This window comes from Flavobacterium gelidicaeli (assembly GCF_013294005.1).
Lineage (GTDB): Bacteria > Bacteroidota > Bacteroidia > Flavobacteriales > Flavobacteriaceae > Flavobacterium.
Genome location: NZ_JABSNK010000011.1, coordinates 1 through 19414, shown reverse-complemented (window position 1 = coordinate 19414; position 19414 = coordinate 1). Strand labels below are relative to the sequence as shown.

General features: G+C 33.1%; 15 protein-coding genes and 4 tRNA genes. 10 read left to right on the top strand and 9 right to left on the bottom strand.

What is annotated here, in order from left to right; all coding sequences use genetic code 11:
* The first annotated feature begins 58 nt into the window (after positions 1–58).
* Entirely contained in the window at positions 59–2248 is a 2190-nt protein-coding gene (locus HNP99_RS14290; RefSeq protein ID WP_173854068.1) for a B12-binding domain-containing radical SAM protein, read from the top strand.
* On the opposite strand, the gene HNP99_RS14285 is transcribed toward HNP99_RS14290, so the two are convergent.
* Positions 2237–2932 (bottom strand): response regulator transcription factor, encoded by a 696-nt coding sequence (locus HNP99_RS14285; RefSeq protein WP_173854067.1) that lies wholly within the window; start codon positions 2930–2932, stop codon positions 2237–2239. The two genes, HNP99_RS14290 and HNP99_RS14285, sit on opposite strands and share 12 nt — an antisense overlap.
* The gene (locus tag HNP99_RS14280) at positions 2932–4191 is read right to left on the bottom strand and encodes a sensor histidine kinase (RefSeq protein ID WP_173854066.1); all 1260 of its coding nucleotides are present in this window, start codon (positions 4189–4191) and stop codon (positions 2932–2934) included. Before HNP99_RS14280 ends, HNP99_RS14285 begins: the two co-directional genes overlap by 1 nt.
* Positions 4192–4354: 163 nt before the next feature.
* Between HNP99_RS14280 and HNP99_RS14275 the strand changes: the two genes are divergently transcribed.
* The 4 genes from HNP99_RS14275 (at position 4355) to HNP99_RS14260 (ending at position 8692) form a co-directional block, all read left to right on the top strand.
* Positions 4355–4786 carry a DUF1573 domain-containing protein gene (locus HNP99_RS14275; protein WP_173854065.1) on the top strand — a complete coding sequence of 144 codons (432 nt, stop codon included), beginning with the start codon at positions 4355–4357 and terminating at the stop codon, positions 4784–4786.
* Positions 4787–4986: 200 nt separating this feature from the next.
* Positions 4987–5472, top strand: coding sequence for an acyl-CoA carboxylase biotin carboxyl carrier protein subunit (locus HNP99_RS14270; RefSeq protein WP_173854064.1), 486 nt, complete (start codon positions 4987–4989; stop codon positions 5470–5472).
* Between the two features lie 176 nt (positions 5473–5648).
* On the top strand, positions 5649–7088 hold the full coding sequence (accC, locus tag HNP99_RS14265; RefSeq protein ID WP_173854063.1) for an acetyl-CoA carboxylase biotin carboxylase subunit: 1440 nt from the start codon (positions 5649–5651) through the stop codon (positions 7086–7088).
* 62 nt (positions 7089–7150) lie between these two features.
* The gene (locus HNP99_RS14260) at positions 7151–8692 is read left to right on the top strand and encodes an acyl-CoA carboxylase subunit beta (protein WP_173854062.1); all 1542 of its coding nucleotides are present in this window, start codon (positions 7151–7153) and stop codon (positions 8690–8692) included.
* Between the two features lie 177 nt (positions 8693–8869).
* On the opposite strand, the gene HNP99_RS14255 is transcribed toward HNP99_RS14260, so the two are convergent.
* The 6 genes from HNP99_RS14255 to proS all read right to left on the bottom strand — a co-directional run bounded on the left by HNP99_RS14255 (position 8870) and on the right by proS (position 11171).
* Positions 8870–8943, bottom strand: a tRNA-Arg gene (locus HNP99_RS14255).
* A gap of 81 nt (positions 8944–9024) precedes the next feature.
* The gene (gene rpsT, locus HNP99_RS14250; protein WP_173837097.1) at positions 9025–9276 is read right to left on the bottom strand and encodes a 30S ribosomal protein S20; all 252 of its coding nucleotides are present in this window, start codon (positions 9274–9276) and stop codon (positions 9025–9027) included.
* Between the two features lie 38 nt (positions 9277–9314).
* Positions 9315–9386 (bottom strand) — tRNA-Glu (locus HNP99_RS14245).
* A gap of 40 nt (positions 9387–9426) precedes the next feature.
* Positions 9427–9498 (bottom strand) — tRNA-Glu (locus tag HNP99_RS14240).
* A gap of 46 nt (positions 9499–9544) precedes the next feature.
* A tRNA-Glu gene (locus tag HNP99_RS14235) sits at positions 9545–9616 on the bottom strand.
* 76 nt (positions 9617–9692) lie between these two features.
* Positions 9693–11171, bottom strand: a complete 1479-nt coding sequence (gene proS, locus HNP99_RS14230; protein WP_173854061.1) for a proline--tRNA ligase — start codon at positions 11169–11171, stop codon at positions 9693–9695.
* A gap of 101 nt (positions 11172–11272) precedes the next feature.
* On the opposite strand from proS, the gene HNP99_RS14225 reads away from it, so the two are divergent.
* The 5 genes from HNP99_RS14225 to HNP99_RS14205 all read left to right on the top strand — a co-directional run bounded on the left by HNP99_RS14225 (position 11273) and on the right by HNP99_RS14205 (position 16842).
* Positions 11273–12355: a hypothetical protein gene (locus HNP99_RS14225; RefSeq protein ID WP_173854060.1), complete on the top strand. Its 1083-nt coding sequence runs from the start codon at positions 11273–11275 to the stop codon at positions 12353–12355.
* Positions 12356–12397: 42 nt separating this feature from the next.
* Positions 12398–13900, top strand: coding sequence for an OmpP1/FadL family transporter (locus HNP99_RS14220; RefSeq protein WP_173854059.1), 1503 nt, complete (start codon positions 12398–12400; stop codon positions 13898–13900).
* Between the two features lie 201 nt (positions 13901–14101).
* Positions 14102–15415: a 30S ribosomal protein S12 methylthiotransferase RimO gene (gene rimO, locus HNP99_RS14215; protein WP_173854058.1), complete on the top strand. Its 1314-nt coding sequence runs from the start codon at positions 14102–14104 to the stop codon at positions 15413–15415.
* Between the two features lie 42 nt (positions 15416–15457).
* Positions 15458–15919, top strand: coding sequence for a hypothetical protein (locus tag HNP99_RS14210; RefSeq protein ID WP_173854057.1), 462 nt, complete (start codon positions 15458–15460; stop codon positions 15917–15919).
* Positions 15920–15942: 23 nt separating this feature from the next.
* Complete coding sequence (locus tag HNP99_RS14205; protein ID WP_173854056.1) at positions 15943–16842, top strand: N-acetylmuramoyl-L-alanine amidase; 900 nt, start codon at positions 15943–15945, stop codon at positions 16840–16842.
* A gap of 209 nt (positions 16843–17051) precedes the next feature.
* On the opposite strand, the gene HNP99_RS14200 is transcribed toward HNP99_RS14205, so the two are convergent.
* Positions 17052–18065: a porin gene (locus HNP99_RS14200; protein ID WP_173854055.1), complete on the bottom strand. Its 1014-nt coding sequence runs from the start codon at positions 18063–18065 to the stop codon at positions 17052–17054.
* Positions 18066–19414: the final 1349 nt, after the last annotated feature.

The window sequence follows — 19414 nt, the reverse complement described above, 5'->3', positions numbered from 1 at the left end:
TGCATATATTTATATTGTTGGTATAAAATAGCTTATTTTTGCAGAAAATTTATTCCCTTTGAAAACGAAACTTTTTCTAATTACGCCTCCTTTTACACAATTAAATACGCCGTATCCTGCAACTGCTTACATTAAAGGGTTCTTGAATACAATTGATGTCGAATCAGTTCATGCGGATTTAGGAATTGAAGTGATTTTGGAATTATTTTCTAAAAAAGGTTTGAAAGAGATGTTTGACATTGCAAATGAAGTTACTACAATCTCTGATAATTCCAAACGTATTTTTGCCTTACAAGACGAATACATTAAAACAATTGACGGAGTAATAGCCTTTTTACAAGGAAAGAACCCAACATTAGCGTTACAAATTTGTCAGGAAGATTATTTACCTGAAGCCTCTCGTTTTGCACAGCTTGAAGAATTAGATTGGGCTTTTGGGACTATGGGAACGCAAGATAAGGGAAAGCATCTCGCTACATTATATCTTGAAGATATTTCTGATTTTATTGTGGAATGTGTTGATGCAAATTTTGGTTTCAGCCGTTATGCTGAACGTTTAGGGAGGTCAGCGAATTCTTTTGACGAATTATATACTGTCTTACAGCAAGAACCTACCTATATAGACGCAGTTTTGCTTTCGATACTAAAAGAAAAAATTGAAACAGTACAGCCTACTATTTTCTTGATTTCTGTACCCTTTCCAGGGAATTTATACAGTGCGTTTCGATCGGCTCAATGGGTAAAAAGGAACTATCCAGATATTAAAATCTCGATGGGAGGTGGGTTTCCAAATACTGAGCTACGCTCTTTATCTGATGCTCGTGTTTTTGAATTTTTTGATTTTATCACTTTAGATGATGGTGAAGTGCCAGTAGAAGAATTGATAAATAATGTAGAAAATCCTGATCATAATTCTTTTAAAAGAACATTTATTCTAGAAGATGGAAAAGTTGTTTACAAAAATAATTCATTAAAACCAGATTATAAACAAGCGCAAGTAGGAACCCCTGATTATTCTGATTTGCATTTGGATAAATATATTTCGGTAATCGAAATCGTAAATCCTATGCATAGAATGTGGAGCGATGGACGCTGGAATAAATTGACCATGGCACATGGTTGTTATTGGGGTAAGTGTACCTTTTGTGATATTTCATTAGATTATATAAAAATCTACGAACCCGTAGCGGCAAGTTTGCTGTGTGATCGTATGGAGGAAATGATGGAACAAACAGGTGAGAATGGTTTTCATTATGTTGATGAAGCTGCGCCTCCAGCCTTAATGCGTGCCTTAGCGATAGAAATTCTACGCAGAAAATTATCGGTTACATGGTGGACAAACATTCGATTTGAAAAAAGCTTTACCGCTGATTTGTGTTTGTTATTGAAAGCTTCTGGTTGCATTGCTGTTTCTGGTGGTCTTGAAGTGGCTTCTGATCGGTTGTTGAAATTGATAGATAAAGGAGTTACTGTAGAGCAGGTGGCTAAAGTGAATAGTAATTTTACTGAAGCCGGAATTATGGTGCATGCCTATTTAATGTACGGTTATCCTACACAAACCATTCAGGAAACGGTAGATAGTCTAGAAATGGTGCGTCAGCTGTTTGAAGCAGGTGTTTTGCAGTCAGGATTTTGGCATCAGTTTGCGATGACGGCGCACAGTCCTGTGGGAATGTTTCCAGAAAAATTTGGAGTAGTAAAAGAAACGGAAGCTATAGGAACGTTTGCTAATAATGATATTAATTATACCGACTCAACGGGAATAGATCATGATAAATTTAGTTTTGGACTTAAGAAATCATTATTCAATTTCATGCACGGAATTTGTTTTGATTATGAGTTGCAAGATTGGTTTGATTTTAAAATCCCAAAGACTAAAATCCCTGATGACTTTATTTTTAATGCCTTGCAAGACGATGGTTTTTTAAGTGTGAAACCTAACGCTAAAATTGTTTGGTTAGGAGGGAAGCCTTTTGCGGAAGCGTTTACCAAATCTAAAAAAGGAAACTCGTGGGAAATGGTAGCACTTACGTTTCATGATAAAAAAGAAAGTTTTAGCATTCAATTAAATAAAGAATTAGGGGACTGGTTACTTGTTGCTTTAGAAAAAATGAAGGTAACAAATTCTAAGGTGCACAGCTTTCAAGAAATAAAGGCAGATTTTGAAACGAATCTAGAGGATTTTGAGCTTTTTTGGTTCTCAAAACCCATTAATACATTACGAGAATTTGGATTGTTAGTTTTGTAATTCTTCGGTGTATTTAAAACCTATTCCGTGTAAGTTTTCAATTAAAATGTTTTTTTCGTTAGCCAATATTTTTCGCAAGCGGGAAATAAAAACATCTAAACTACGTCCCATAAAATAGTCGTCATCACCCCAAAGTGTGGTTAATATTTGCTCTCTTTTTAAAACTGTATTTTTGTTTTCTAAAAATAATTTCAATAGTTCAGCTTCGCGTTGTGTGAGACTGATTTTTTCATTTTCATTAGTTAAAAAGAAATTATTTGTATCAAAATGATATTTACCAACGCGGAAAAAAGCACCATTATTAACAGTGCTTTTTTGAGAACGTTTTATAAAAATTTCAATTTTCAACAGTAACTCTTCAATACTAAATGGTTTGACTAGATAATCATCGGCGCCTAGTCGCAAACCTTTAATGCGGTCTTCCTTTAATGTTTTTGCCGAAAGGAAAATGATGGGGATATTAGTGTCGGTTTTTCTAATTTGAGTAGCTAATTCAAAACCATCCATTTTAGGCATCATAATATCAAAAACACAAATAGAAAAAGTGTCTTTTTCATAGCTTTCTAATGCGGCTTTGCCATTGGTAAAATGAGTTACTTCATAACCGTTTTGTTCTAAATTATCTTTAGTTAAAAAGGCGAGTGTTTCATCATCTTCAGTATATAAAATTTTAAAAACGCGCATTATTTTGTAGGTATTAAAAGAGTTATCGTGATGCCTTTTTTAGGATTGTTATTTATGGATATTTTCCAATGGTGTAATGTGCATATTTTTTTAACATAATACAAACCTATTCCAAATCCATTGATTTCATTGCTTTTTTGATTAGTAACTCTATAGAATTTATCAAAAATAAAGGGGCTGTGTTTGTCATTTATTCCAATACCATTATCAATAAATTGCAATGAGATATATTCTTTTTCAGTTGTTACTTTGATTTTAATTACGGGATTTTCATCGCAGTATTTTATAGCGTTATCGATAAGATTATAAACCAAATTTGTGAAATGAAAAGGATCAACTGTGATAAAGTAATTAGCAGTGTCATTTTCAATAGTTATAATGGCTTTTTCATTTTTTAGATTAAAACTCTCAATAGTATCTTTTAAAATAGGGATAAGTGATAACTCTTCCTTGTTTAGTGCTAAAGGAGAGTGGTCATATTTAGCGATATTTAAGATCTTTTCTATATGTTGATTGAGTTTGTTTCCTTGCGTGATAATGCTTTGGGTGTACTTTTGTAGTCGTTCATCATCTTTTATAGGATTTTGTTTAATCAAGTAATTTGAAGCAATTAAAATGGAGGATAAAGGGGTTTTAAATTCATGCGTCATGTTATTGATGAAGTCACGCTGTAGTTCAGAGTATTTTTTTTGTTGCAAAATAGTAAAAATAGAGTAAACGTAAATCACTAAAATCAGAATTAAAACAAACGATAATATGAACCAAAAACGCAATGAACTAAACAAATAATTATTTTCATTAGGAAACCGAATAGCAAAATAATAAACCAGATTTTTATGTTTTGGAAAATTTACCGTAATGGCTTTTTTATTGTCGTTGTCTAATGAAACATAGTTGCCATAAACCATTTCTTGGCTTAGGCAGTTGTAAACAGCGTATTCAAAATCAGTATTGAGATTGATTTTCTTGAATTCTGTTTTTAGATAAAATTCTAAAATTGTGGGTTCAAAATCGTTGTCGATGTTTACAATATAATAATCATTAGCTATTTTTTTTACTGGATTTTCAAATGGGAGTTCACGAGTAGTATTTTGATATAGTTTTTTAGCGACTTCAAGTAAAGCGATGTGCGTTTTTTGACTGAATTTAGTTTCTTCAATGGTAAAAGCTTCTTTAGTCCATAGTAATTGAGCGATTAAGATGCCTATAATAGCAATTAATCCTATTAGAATGATACTGTTGAGTTTGTTGATCTTCAATTATGATACTTTTAAAATGTAATATTACTAAAAAATACATTTAATTCGAGCTATTAACAACTCGTTAACAATCATTTGAAATCACTTAACAAGAAGGTGCTTAATTAGGAATTACTTTTGTTGTACAGTAGAATTAAATAGTTTTAACCAAATAAAATTTATTATGAAAATCTTCAAAATTACCATGTTAGCAGTCTCGTTAGGATTGATGTCTTTTGCAGTAATTAAGCCCATTAATACTATTGTTGAAAAGGAGAAATCAGCAGTAATTGTAGCTTCAGTATTATGGAAAGCAGAAACAATTGATGTAGGAGAAATTCCGCAAGGAACTCCTAAAAAAATGGTCTATGAGTTTACTAATACGAGTAAAGCGGTTATTATTATCACCAATGTGCAAGGCTCGTGTGGATGTACTGCTACTGATTATACTAAAACACCAATTGCAGCAGGGGCAAAAGGAACAGTTACAGCAACTTATAATGCAGCAAGTGCAGGTTCGTTTTCTAAAACGGTAACTGTGAATTTAAATGACGGATTAGCACCTAGTGTTTTAACCCTAAAAGGAGTTGTAAAAGCGGTTGAAGCTAAAATTTAATCAAAAAAACGCTCACTTCATTGTAATAGATATCTTAAGAAAAACTCCAAATTTGATTTGGAGTTTTTTTATGTGCCACTATTTTTGTTTATTATTATGGAGTTTAACAGATAAATTTTTAGATTCATTTATAAAACTTCTTTTTTATTTTACGAAAACGTTTTCTTTTACTTATTTTTACGACTATAAAAATTACATTAATGAGTGATAGCTATAAAGTAAAAGTAAATGATTCTTTTGAATTCGATATTGAAAAAGAACATGCAGTCCAACTTGATGCCGTAACTATTGAGACAAATAAGTTTCATGTTTTGCACCAAGAAACCCCTTATTTAGCTGAAATTGTCTCAGCAAATTTCAATCAAAAAAAATATACAGTTAAAGTCAATAATAATAGTTACACAGTGGCTATTGCTGATAATTTAGACTTGCTTATAAAAGAGATGGGATTTGAAGTTGGCTTAGCTAAACAAATCAATGCCATCAAAGCACCTATGCCAGGATTGATTCTAGAAATAAGTGTAGTTGTAGGTCAAACCGTAAAGGAAAATGAGCCGCTTTTAATTCTAGAAGCTATGAAAATGGAAAACAGTTTTCAATCACCTAGAGACGGAGTAATTAAATCCATTGCAGTAAGTAAGGGAGATGCTGTAGATAAGGGACAACAGTTAATTGAGTTTGAATAAAGTACGCCTTAATTCACCTAAAATTAGAAGATAATTATTTTATTCGATACTGAATAAGGTAATTATTGATACTGTGAATCTAAAATTTGAAGTCTAAAAAGTACAATTTTAAAAAACGAAAACATTTTAATAAGCATTAGAATAATTACTGCTTTCGTGGCCAAAAATATATAAAAATGAAAAAAATATTAGTTGCTAATAGAGGAGAGATTGCTATCAGGGTAATGAAAACTGCCCGAAAAATGGGAATCAAAACAGTTGCAGTATATTCTACTGCAGATAGAAATGCGCCTCACGTAAAATTTGCCGATGAAGCAGTCTGGATAGGAGAATCACCTTCTAGTCAGTCTTATTTACTGGGAGATAAAATTATTGAAGTTGCTAAAAACCTTGGTGTAGATGCTATTCATCCTGGTTATGGTTTTTTAAGTGAAAATGCCGATTTTGCTGAAAAAGCAGAAAAAAACAACATCATTTTTATTGGCCCAAAGTCAAAAGCGATTCATATCATGGGAAACAAGCTGGCCGCAAAGGAAGCGGTTAAGGTTTATAATATTCCAATGGTTCCTGGTCTTGATGAAGCGATTACGGATATTGATAAAGCAAAAATTGTGGCAAGTGAGATAGGTTTTCCTATTTTAATAAAAGCCTCAGCTGGTGGTGGTGGAAAAGGAATGCGAATTGTTGAAAACGCAGAGGAATTTGAATCTCAAATGAAACGTGCTATTAGTGAAGCAATAAATGCTTTTGGTGATGGTGCAGTTTTTATAGAGAAATATGTAGCGTCTCCGCGTCATATCGAAATCCAAATCATGGCAGATAGTCATGGTACTATTTTATATTTATTTGAAAGAGAATGCAGTATTCAACGTAGACACCAGAAGGTGGTTGAAGAAGCTCCTTCATCGGTATTAACAGCTGAATTACGAAAAAAAATGGGTGAAGCTGCAGTTTTAGTAGCTAAAGCATGTGATTATTTAGGAGCGGGTACGGTAGAGTTTTTATTGGATGAAAACCATAATTTTTATTTTCTAGAAATGAATACCCGTCTGCAGGTAGAGCATCCGGTAACCGAGTTAATTACGGGTTTGGACTTGGTTGAAATGCAAATTAAGGTAGCTCGAGGTGAGGCATTAACGCTAAGACAAGAGGATTTAAGGATAAAAGGTCATGCAATGGAGTTGCGTGTTTATGCAGAGGATCCTATGAATGATTTCTTACCAAGTGTAGGGCATCTTGACGTGTATAAGTTGCCTTCGGGTAAAGGAATACGTGTTGATAATGGCTTTGAACAAGGAATGGATATACCTATTTATTACGATCCCATGTTAGCAAAGCTTATTACTTATGGCGAAACTCGTGAGGAGGCTATTCAAATAATGATTAAAGCTATTGCTGATTATCAAGTAGAAGGTGTGCAAACAACACTGCCATTTGGTGCCTTTGTGATGGAGCATGAGGCATTTCGCTCTGGAAATTTTGATACGCATTTTGTTAAAAAGTACTATAGCGCCAATTTATTAAAAGCTGAAATTACAAAAGAGGCTGAGATTGCAGCTCGAATTGCTTTGAAACAATATTTTGAGGATCAAAAAATAGTGCGATTACCCAATTAATTTTTTCTCATTTAGAGATTTAAAAATTAATAGTTTGTGAATTAGCGGTTAAAAATAAAAGTATGAAAGACAAAATAGAAATATTAAACGATAAAATTGCCAAAGCTCATTTGGGCGGAGGGAAAAACAGAATAGAGAAGCAACATCAAAAAAAGAAATTAACAGCAAGAGAACGTGTTATTTATTTGATGGATGAAGGTTCTTTTGAAGAAATTGGGATGCTGGTTACACACCGGACAACTGATTTTGGAATGGAAAAAGAAATGTACTACGGTGATGGTGTAATTACAGGTTATGGAACCATCAATGGAAGATTAGTCTATGTTTTTGCTCAAGATTTTACCGTTTTTGGGGGTGCGCTATCTGAAACTCATGCAGAGAAGATTTGTAAAGTGATGGATATGGCTGTTAAAATGGGTGCTCCTATGATTGGTTTGAATGACTCAGGAGGGGCGCGTATTCAAGAAGGTGTTCGTTCATTGGGTGGTTATGCTGATATTTTTTATCGAAATGTACAAGCAAGTGGTGTTATTCCGCAAATATCTGCAATTATGGGCCCTTGTGCCGGTGGTGCGGTTTATTCACCTGCAATGACTGATTTTACTATGATGGTAGAAGATACAAGTTATATGTTTGTTACTGGTCCTAGTGTCGTTAAAACGGTAACAAACGAAACTGTTACCTCAGAAGAGTTAGGCGGAGCGAGTACACATTCCACTAAGTCTGGTGTGGCACATTGTACAGCAGCAAATGATATTGAATGTTTAGAGGATGTGAAACGTTTATTGAGTTATTTACCTCAAAGTAATAAAGAGAAAACTCAAAAACTACCTTATGAGTTAAATGATGAATTGCGTGAGCAACTAGCGGCTATTATTCCTGATAATCCAAATAAGCCTTATGATATGCATGGTGTTATTGCTGGAATTATTGATGAAGACTCTTTTTTTGAAGTGCATAAAAATTATGCAGAGAATATTATTGTTGGTTTTGCTAGACTTGGAGGTAGAAGTATTGGTATTGTTGCTAATCAACCTATGTATTTAGCAGGCTGTCTAGATGTAAATAGCTCCGTAAAAGCAGCGCGTTTTACCCGTTTTTGTGATGCATTTAATATTCCGTTACTAGTTTTAGTAGATGTACCAGGATTTTTACCTGGAACTGATCAAGAATGGCAGGGAATTATTGTTCATGGGGCAAAATTATTATACGCTTTAAGCGAAGCGACTGTGCCTAGAATTACGGTGATTACGCGTAAGGCGTATGGAGGTGCTTATGATGTAATGAATTCAAAACACATTGGTGCTGATATGAATTTTGCTTGGCCAACTGCAGAGATTGCTGTAATGGGAGCAAAGGGAGCCTCAGAAATTATATTCAAAAAAGAAATTAATGAAGCGGCAGATCCAGCAGCTAAACTTTTAGAAAAAGAAGCAGAATATGCGAAATTATTTGCGAATCCGTATACTGCGGCACAACGTGGTTTTGTTGATGAGGTTATTTTGCCGCAAGATACCAGGCGTAAATTGATTAAAGGCTTCAGTATGTTAGAAAATAAAGAATGTGTCACTCCAGATAGAAAACACGGAAACATTCCTTTATAAGGCTTCAAAACGCCAACTACGTATAAGCTTGGTGCTTTTTTAGAATAATTAATTATACAATTGTAGAATTTGTTCTGCAAATGTTTTTTTTTTTGGACTTGATTCAAATAGTGTATTTGCTTTTTGATATAAATTAAAACAAAAAAACCGATACAAAATGTATCGGTTTTTTTTAAGTGAAGGCAGAAGGATTCGAACCTTCGACCGCCTGCTTAGAAGGCAGGTGCTCTATCCAGCTGAGCTATGCCTCCATTGTAGTTTTCTTGACTTTTATTCTAAAAAAATAGCCTCCTTAAAAAAGAGGCTATTGATTTGTGTGATATTGTCGTTTATTACAATTTAGCAACAAATTTAGTCAACTTAGATTTTAAGTTAGAAGCTTTATTATCATGGATAATGTTCTTCTTAGCTAACTTGTCAATCATAGAGATTACATTTGACAATTTAGATGTAGCATCAGTTTTGTCAGTAGCTATTCTTAATGCTTTTATCGCATTACGAGTAGTTTTATGTTGGTATCTATTTAATACTCTTCTCTTTTCGTTACTTCTGATTCTTTTTAGAGCTGACTTGTGATTTGCCATTTTATTATATTTTTATCTTTTACTATTCTTTTAACTTGTAGTCCGTAAGGGAATCGAACCCCTGTTACCAAGACGAAATCTTGGCGTCCTAACCCCTAGACGAACGGACCATTATCCCTCTAGTTAATTTAACCTATTAAAGATTAATTGTAGCCCGTAGCGGAATCGAACCGCTCTTACATGGATGAAAACCATGCGTCCTAACCGATAGACGAACGGGCCATTATCACTTTTAAAGTTAGTGAAAACTGTATTAGCATCAGAATAGTAGCCCGTAGCGGAATCGAACCGCTCTTACATGGATGAAAACCATGCGTCCTAACCGATAGACGAACGGGCCTGCTTCTGTATTGCGGATGCAAAGATACAACTATTTTTGAGTCGCACAATAGCTAAGACAAAAAAAACTAAAATATTTAGTAAGCTTTCGCAAAAAGCACTCTTTTATTTGAAGGATTCCCAGTAAACACGCAGGTTCCGGCTTCTTCAACGCTATCTAAAGGAATGCATCTAATTGTAGCTTTAGTCAACTCTTGAATGCGTTCTTCTGTAGCTGCTGTTCCGTCCCAATGTGCTGATACAAAACCTCCTTTGTTGTTTAAAATGGTTTTAAACTCTTCAAAATCGTTTACTTCAGTAATATGCGTATTTCTATAGTCAAGCGCTTTTTCGAACAAATCTTTCTGAATTTGTTCTAGTAAATCGCTAATAAAAGTTGCAATTCCGTCTTTAGAAACTAATTCTTTAGTCAAAGTGTCTCTTCTTGCGATCTCAAAAGTTCCGTTTTCTAGGTCTTTTGGTCCAATAGCAATTCTAACAGGAACTCCTTTTAATTCCCATTCAGCGAATTTAAAGCCGGGTTTTTGCGTTGTTCTGTCGTCATATTTAACAGAAACGCCTAGCTTTTTTAATTGGGCTACTAAAATAGTTACTTCGGCAGTGATTTCAGCTAACTGTTCATCTGTTTTATGTATAGGTACAATTACTACTTGTATTGGTGCTAAATTTGGTGGTAACACTAATCCTTTGTCATCAGAGTGGGTCATTACTAACGCTCCCATTAATCGTGTTGAAACTCCCCATGAAGTTCCCCAAACATGTTCTTGTTTACCTTCGGCATTTGCAAATTTAACATCAAATGCTTTTGCAAAATTCTGACCTAAGAAATGGGATGTACCTGCTTGAAGTGCTTTACCATCTTGCATTAGTGCTTCAATGCAATAAGTTTCTTCGGCTCCTGCAAAACGTTCTGTTTCTGTTTTTATTCCTTTTACAACTGGAATTGCCATGAAATCTTGAGCAAAATCAGCGTAAACATTCATCATTCTTTCTGACTCTTCTATTGCCTCATTTTTAGTAGCGTGTGCTGTATGTCCTTCTTGCCATAAAAACTCAGCTGTTCTTAAAAACAAACGAGTTCTCATTTCCCAACGCACAACGTTTGCCCATTGGTTAATTAGTAAAGGCAAATCACGGTAGGACTGTACCCATCCTTTATACGTTGACCAAATAATTGCTTCACTAGTTGGGCGAACAATTAGCTCTTCTTCTAGTTTAGCATTTGGGTCCACCATTAACTTTCCAGGTTTGTCTGGATCATTTTTTAATCGGTAATGTGTCACAATAGCACATTCTTTTGCGAAGCCTTCTGCATTTTTTTCTTCGGCTTCAAACATACTTTTGGGTACAAAAAGCGGAAAATAAGCGTTTTGATGTCCTGTTTCTTTAAACATTCGGTCTAATTCTGCTTGCATTTTTTCCCAAATTGCATATCCGTAAGGTTTGATAACCATACATCCTCTAACTCCTGAATTTTCGGCTAAATCGGCTTTGACAACCAGTTCATTATACCATTTTGAATAATCTTCTGATCTTGTTGTAAGGTTCTTGCTCATATTGAATAGTTTGGCATAAATTTTGCATTATTTTATTTAACTAAATAGTTCAGCAAAACTAACTATTTTTGTAATGTGCAACAATAAAAAAACCTAGAGATATGAAAACTAATATTTTTTCATCCAAAAACAGTGCTATTTATGCTACTATTGGATTTATAAGCGTTTTAATGAGTTCTTGTGGGTCGTATCAAAATAGTTCTTACTATGATAATGATGGGATTTATGGGGCTACGGCTGTAAATACAACAGAAAAGCAATATCAAAATGCTCCTGATGATACAAATTATCCAAATAATCAGAACAATCAAAGTAACTCTTACGGTGATTATTTTAGTTCTTTGCAAGATGGTAATCAGTCTACTGAAATTTTCACAAACATAGATGATTATAATAATTACACTGAAGAAGCTAATAATGATGTAAGGGATGAGAATTATGCTGATTGGGGAAGTAATTCATCAGGAACTGTAATCCAAATTAATTCCAATCCATATAACTCAGGACTTTCTTTAGGTTTTGGTTTCGGATATCCTAATTATGGATATGGTAATTACGGATACGGTTATGGTAATTATGGTTATAATAACTATGGGTATAACAATTTTGGCTACAATAACTTTGGTTGGAATTATCCTTATTACGGTTATGGGTATTCTAATTATGGATGGAATAGTCCTTACTATGCAAATTACTACAATCCATATTACCGTAATTACGGCTACAATTATAATCGTCCTTATTACAGTAATAGAAATTATTCGTATAATTCAAGTAGAAGAGGGTCTTCAAGTAATAACAACGTAAATTCTATCAGGGATTACAACGGTATTACTAGAAACAGTACGGGTAGAAGTTCTAATAATGTAGATTTTAGACGAACTTCTAGAAGTTCTAATGGGAATACAAATACACAGTATACTAGAAGAAGTAGTCAAAATAATTCTTATAGCCAGCCTGTTAGAACTAATAGTAATTCAAACAACACTAGAAGAAGTAGTTCTCAAAATAATTCTTATAGCCAACCTGTTAGAACAAATAGTAGTAATAATACACGTAGAGAATCAACTCCTAGTAGTAATAGTTCTTCAGGGTCTCAAAGCTATGGTAGATCAAGTTCTTCTAGTTCTTCGGGCTCTAGTAGATCAAGTTCTGGTGGAAGTTCTAGACGAGGAGGGAATTAATCATCATATCATAATTACATAATAACTTATATTCTAAAGGAAATGAAAAAATATATTTTTATACTCATCACGGGGCTCTCTTTTTGTACCGCACAGTCGCAAGAAATAAGAGATGCGCTACGCTACTCACAAGATAATTTAAATGGAACGGCTCGTTATAGAGCTATGAGTGGTGCTTTTGGTGCGCTTGGAGGAGATTTGTCTTCTTTAAATGTGAATCCTGCAGGATCTGCTGTTTTTGTTAACAATCAAGTGGGTGTGACATTGAGTAGTATGAATACTAAAAATGATTCTGATTATTTTGGTACTAGGTCAAATGATAAAGACAACACTTTTGACATAAATCAAGCTGGTGGTGTGTTTGTTTTTAATAACCAAAGAACGAAAAGTAATTGGAAAAAATTTACTGTTGGAGTTAACTTTGAAAATACAAATAATTTCAATAATTCAGTTTTTTCAGAAGGTACTAATCCAGTAAATTCAGTAGATGATTATTTTTTATATTATGCTAATGGAACTGAACTAGGTGTTTTAGAAAATAGTAATTATCGAAATTTAAATAATGGCGATCAACAAGCTTTTTTAGGTTACAATGCATTTGTGATTAACCCTAATACAACTAATGCTAATAATGTAATTTATAATTCTAATGTTCCTGGTGGAGGTAATTATTACCAGCAAAATGCAGTAACAGCTGAGGGTTATAATGGAAAGTTGTCTTTTAATGCAGCAACTTCTTATAAAGACAAGTTGTATATAGGTATCAATCTAAATTCACATTTTACGGATTATAGAAAATCGACTGCTTTTTATGAAAGTAACACTGCTCCTTTAACTACAGATTATACAATTAGTAATATTCGTTTTGATAATGAATTGTATACTTATGGATCTGGATTTTCATTTCAAGTAGGAGCGATTGCTAAGGTAACTAATGAGCTACGTGCTGGATTAGCTTATGAGTCTTCTACATGGTACCGATTAAATGATGAATTTTCTCAAAAAATAGCTTCTACAACAAGTAGTTCTGGTGGAGTTGATAAAGACAACTATTTTAATCCTCAGGTTACTAATTTTTATGAAGCATATAAATTGCAAACCCCTAGTAAAGTTACAGGGAGTTTAGCTTATATTTTTGGAAAAACAGGCTTGATCAGTATAGATTATGCTATAAAAGATTATAGTAACACTAAATTCAAGCCTGAAAACGATGCTTATTATACTCGTATAAATAATGCTATGAATGATGTACTTGATAATACAGGTGAATTAAGAATTGGAGCAGAGTATAAAATTAAGCAATTGAGTTTGAGAGCAGGGTACCGCTATGAGCAGAGTCCGTATAAAAACAAAACTACTATTGGTGATTTAACGGGTTATTCAGGAGGTTTAGGATATAACTTTGGTGCTACTAAAGTTGATTTGTCTTATGCTTACGCAAAAAGAGATTCGCAACAAGGGTTTTTTGCACAAGGTTTTACTGATGGAGCAAAAATCAATTCTATAAATAATAATGTGTCATTATCAGTTTTATTTGAATTGTAATTGATATAAAATTTTTATGAAAACCGTCTTGTGTTATTTGTACAAGACGGTTTTTTTTAGCCCTGATGGCAGCGGCATCCTTTTTCTAGCTTTTTTGCTAGGAAAAGATACAGCGTACAGCAGGAATAGCTTCATAAAAACAGGAATCTTTTACATTACCCGAAATAAAAATTGTAATTTTGCACTCCAATTTACAAATCTATGAGAACCAAGTCTTTAAAAAAGAACAAAATCAACGTGATCACTCTTGGGTGTTCAAAAAATATATATGACAGTGAAGTCTTAATGGGACAACTTCGTGCAAACGGAAAAGAAGTTGAACATGAGGCTCCTGCTGACAAAGAAGGGAATATAATTGTTATTAATACCTGCGGATTTATTGACAATGCTAAAGCGGAGTCAGTAAATATGATTCTGGAATATGCAGATAAAAAAGAAAAAGGATTAGTAGACAAAGTTTTTGTTACAGGATGTTTATCGGAACGTTACAGACCTGATTTAGAAAAAGAGATTCCAAATGTGGATCAATTTTTTGGAACAACTGAGTTGCCTCAATTATTGAAAGCTTTAGGAGCTGATTATAAGCACGAGTTATTGGGAGAGCGTCTAACAACAACTCCAAAAAACTATGCCTACTTAAAAATTGCTGAAGGTTGTGATAGACCATGTAGTTTTTGTGCTATTCCTTTAATGAGAGGAAAGCATGTTTCGCAACCTATTGAAAAATTAGTTAAAGAGGCAGAAGGATTAGCTAGAGATGGTGTGAAAGAATTGATTTTAATCGCACAAGATTTAACTTACTACGGACTTGATATTTACAAAAAACGTAATCTTGCTGAGCTTTTAGAAGCTTTAGCTAAAGTAGAAGGAATTGAGTGGATTCGTTTGCATTATGCATTTCCTACTGGTTTCCCTATGGATGTTTTGGATTTAATGAAGCGCGAACCTAAAATTTGTAATTACATTGATATTCCTTTACAACACATTTCAGATTCAGTTTTAAAATCAATGCGTCGTGGAACTACTCAAGAAAAAACCACGAAATTATTAAGAGACTTTCGTGAAAAAGTACCTGGAATGGCGATTCGTACTACACTAATTGTAGGGTATCCTGGGGAAACTCAAGAAGATTTTAATATTTTGAAGGATTGGGTACAAGAAATGAAATTTGATAGAATGGGATGTTTTGCTTATTCTCATGAAGAAAATACACATGCTTACTTGCTTGAAGATGATGTTCCAGATGATGTTAAACAAGCACGTGCTAATGAAATAATGGAATTGCAATCTCAAATTTCTTGGGACTTGAACCAGGAAAAAATTGGTCAAGTTTTTAAATGTATTATTGATCGTAAAGAAGGTGGTCACTTTGTAGGTAGAACTGAATTTGATAGTCCTGATGTAGATAATGAGGTTTTAATTGATGCGTCAAAACATTATTTAAAAACGGCTGATTTTGCAATGATTAGAATTACCGAAGCAACAGAATTTGATTTATATGGTGAACCAGTTTAAACAATAATTCTTATTTTTATAGCTCAAATTAAAATACTGTATATGAAAACATTTCAAGCAATAATAGTTGTATTCTTTTTACTGACACTAACAAGCGTTTCTGCACAATATGGAAACAATGGTTATGGAAATGGTTACGGTAATAGCGGCTCCGGAAGAAATGGAGGAATGAATCAAATGAGTCAAAATAGAGAGCCCGAAAAGCCTAAAGAAATTCCTATTGAGGTTACTGTAGGTAAAATCATGGAAAAAATTAAGCCAGCTCTTGATCTTGATGCGTTGCAAGAAATTGCTATTGCAAATGTTTTGACAGAAAGTATTCGATCGCAAGGTATTTTATTGAAAGATGAAAGCAATCAAGAACAAAAAATAAAAGAATTTGAGGCGCTTTCAGAAACTACAGATAGAAAAATCAAAGAGTTTTTAAATGAAGATCAAAAAGAGAAATATAAAGCTCTAAATGAAGAGAACGCAAGTTCTAAAAAGAAAAGAAGAAACAGGTAGTCTTTTTAGCATCTTAATATATTATGTCAAAATATTTTTACTATTTAGCCTTGGCTATTGCAGTTGCATCATGTTCTCCTAATCCTTATAAAGTTAGCGAGAAAGAATACAATGAGAAATTAAAAACTTTTAAAGAGGTTATTTCTAAGAAAGAACCTGAACCTTTACCGGTGGTAATAAAAAGTACTATAAGTATTGATAGTTCTTATGCAAAACAGCTGTACACTTTTAAAGATAGCGTTTATAATAGAGGGGCTTCGTATCCAGAGAATAGTAATATGAAATGGATAGGAACTGTTAATTTTAATTTGCGTAAGCCTAACTTTATAATTATTCATCATACTGCTCAAGATTCTATACAACAAACGATAAGAACATTTACTTTAGCAAGAACACAGGTAAGTGCTCATTATGTTATAGGTGATAATGGTGAAGTGGTTCAAATGCTTAATGATTACTTGCGTGCTTGGCATGCTGGTTCTGGTAGCTGGGGAAAAAATACTGATATCAACTCTGCTTCTATAGGAATTGAGTTGGATAATAATGGTAAAGAACCTTTTTCTGAAGCTCAAATTACAAGCTTGATGGCTTTGTTGAGTAAGTTGAAAAAGGATTACAAAATTCCTGCTGAGAATATTATAGGACATTCTGATATTGCGCCAAGTAGAAAGCAAGATCCAAGTGTCTTTTTTCCATGGAAAACTTTAGCCGATAATGGATTTGGCTTGTGGTATGATGAGGTTTTAGAAGAAGCTCCTATGTATTTTAGTTCTGAATTAGGATTGCGTGTAATAGGTTACGATACTAAAAATCTACAAGCAGCAATTACGGCATTTAAATTACATTATATGCAAAAAGAAGTTAATGCTGTATTGGATCAAAATACAATCAATACTATTTATGCAGTTTATAAAAAGCAGTAAATAGATTAAAATAAATAGTAAGAAGAGAGTTTTCTAGATTTTAGGAAACTCTTTTTCTTGTTTTTAATTCATCGATTAGCTCTATTTGATATTAAAAAAAACTGCCAAAGTACTAAGAGCACCTTGACAGTTAAAAAAAAATATAGGGGTAATCATGAGTTATATGTAAATAGTAATTTACATTATGTTTTTTTTTTTTTTTTGAATGTTTAAAAACCGTAAACTACCGCTACTGCAAATTGAGTTGCTGATTTTGTTCCGGCCATATTTGAATCTACAAATACTTCATCTGAAGCGTTGTCTAGTCTTATTTCAGGAATAAAAGTTAATCCACCTGATTTTAAATTAGCAGATAATGTAAAAGCAGTGAATGAAGTGTCACCAGATCCTTTTTTATAATCGAAATATTCACCACGTAATCCCAAACCAAAATTTTCATTTACAGCAAATGATGGGTATAAAGCAACACCTGTATATCCTACATCGCCTTCATTTGAGTAATCGGCTGCATTTAATCCTAAGTTGAATTTTTCTGAAACTTTAAATGAAGCTGTTAAGTCAATGATTGTTCCACTTACGGAACCATCCATAAAGTTGACGTAAGCGCTAATATTTTCGCTTGGAGTTAAAGATAGTTGTGCGCCAACAGCGTTTAGTCCTTTAAATGCGTCTGCAGTGTAAGAATTCCAAGCGTCATTAAACGCACCAACCATAATTCCTACTTTGTCGGAAATTGCATAAGTTGCTTTTACACCAGCATTTTGAAAAGGACCGTTTGTGAATAAGTAAGAAGTAGAATAGTGGAAGTTGCTTAATGGTGATATTACCTCGTATCCTATAAATGTCCCCATGAATCCAGCAGTAAAGCTTAGTTTATCTGATGCCGCATAGGTTGCGTATAAATTTTGAATGTGAAATGAATTAGCTCCTAATTCATCGTAAGTTCCGTCCGAATTTAAAATGGATTGAAATTGTCCTCTTGGTCCAAAGGATACTTCACCTACAAAAGAGGTTTTACCTGTAGTTTTCTTTAAAGCGATATCAATCATTCCTAAAGAAACTGAATTTTGATCAGATGCAAAACTAGTAGGGATGTTTGCAGTTTTAGAAAAATCATATTTATAATATAGGTCTCCTGAGCCCGAAATTTCTAATGGAGTGTCTTGAGCAAATGATGTGTTAGCAGCAAATGCTAATATTAGTATTGTTAGTAGCTTTTTCATGTAATAGTTGTTTTTGTTAATTCTTTTGGTTGTTAGTTAATGTGTTTTAAGTCTAAAATATAAAATGAGAGCTCTTCATTTTGAAAGAATTTTGAACAGTAAAACAAGGCGAATTTATTAACATTTAGTAAGTAAACAGAATTTAGAGCTAACAAATGACGCTTATTTGGAAAGAATTATTGATAAGAAAAAATCAATTTAAAAAAACAAGCATAATTCATTTTTGAATATGAAAAAATAAATAATTCACAATAGTTATTTTATTTGAATTGCATTTTTAATAGGGTATTTTGGTTTATTTTTATGTTTATTCATTTCAACACCCCTATTTTATAAGGGTGTTTTGTTTTGATTTATGGAATATTTTTATTTATGCTTGTTTTTTAGATTTTGTGTTATATTTAAAATAGGTCATCTTTGTGTTGGTGTGTATTTGTTTTGATGTATTTGTATTTTATGATTTGTGTTCCTCTTTTTCGTAATATATTAGGAATGAAGGATAGGTCGTTTGTAATGAAATTTTATTTAATGTTATTTGACTGTTGTAGGAGTTAAAATCAATGTTGCTATTAATTATTATTAGATATAATTGTATATAGGTATGTAATAATATTATGTATATCTTGAATTAAGAGTTTTTTTTGCTGCCGATGCTTTGGGGTTGTTAAGTTAAGTTTTATAGAATATTTAGACATTGTTAAATAAAGAGGTAGATGTGGTTTTTTTTTTTTTTTTTTTTTAGCTGAATGAATTTTCGTGTATGAGTGATTGTGTTTTATCTTAAGATATTTAGCTCGTGTATAACTGTGCTATATGAATTTTTCTTAAGCTAGATTTTTTTGAGCTGAGTAACCTTGGTGTGTGTAATTTAATTTACAGGAGCTATTTCCTGCTATCTGCTACAATCTAGTTCGCCGAACACCTGCTCCCTAGGATTTCCGCTACTATCAGGGCTAGGGGAGGAGTGGTGTGTTTGAATCTAGATTTTGCTACCTATATATTAAGGAGTAATTAGTTTGTTCAAATTACATTTAGTAATAAAGCATAATAACTGAGCTAAGTTAAGAGGATTAATAGCTTCTGCAAAGTCGCTCTTAACTGTAAAGTATTTTAATGAAAGGTTCTCTAAGCGAGTTGCAACCTAGGGAAAACCATAAATAGGTCGTAAATCTAATAAGAACCCAATCTACAACAGTAATAATTCCTACTTTTACTCAAAACCGCACCAACAACTCTTTTTCAAAGACAAGGTTTCCAGTAGTTTAAAATTAAAGTTATAAAAACATTAAAAAAAGGCAATCAAAAGTATTGTTTAACGGAAAAGAGTCAGTACTTTTGCACCCGCAACA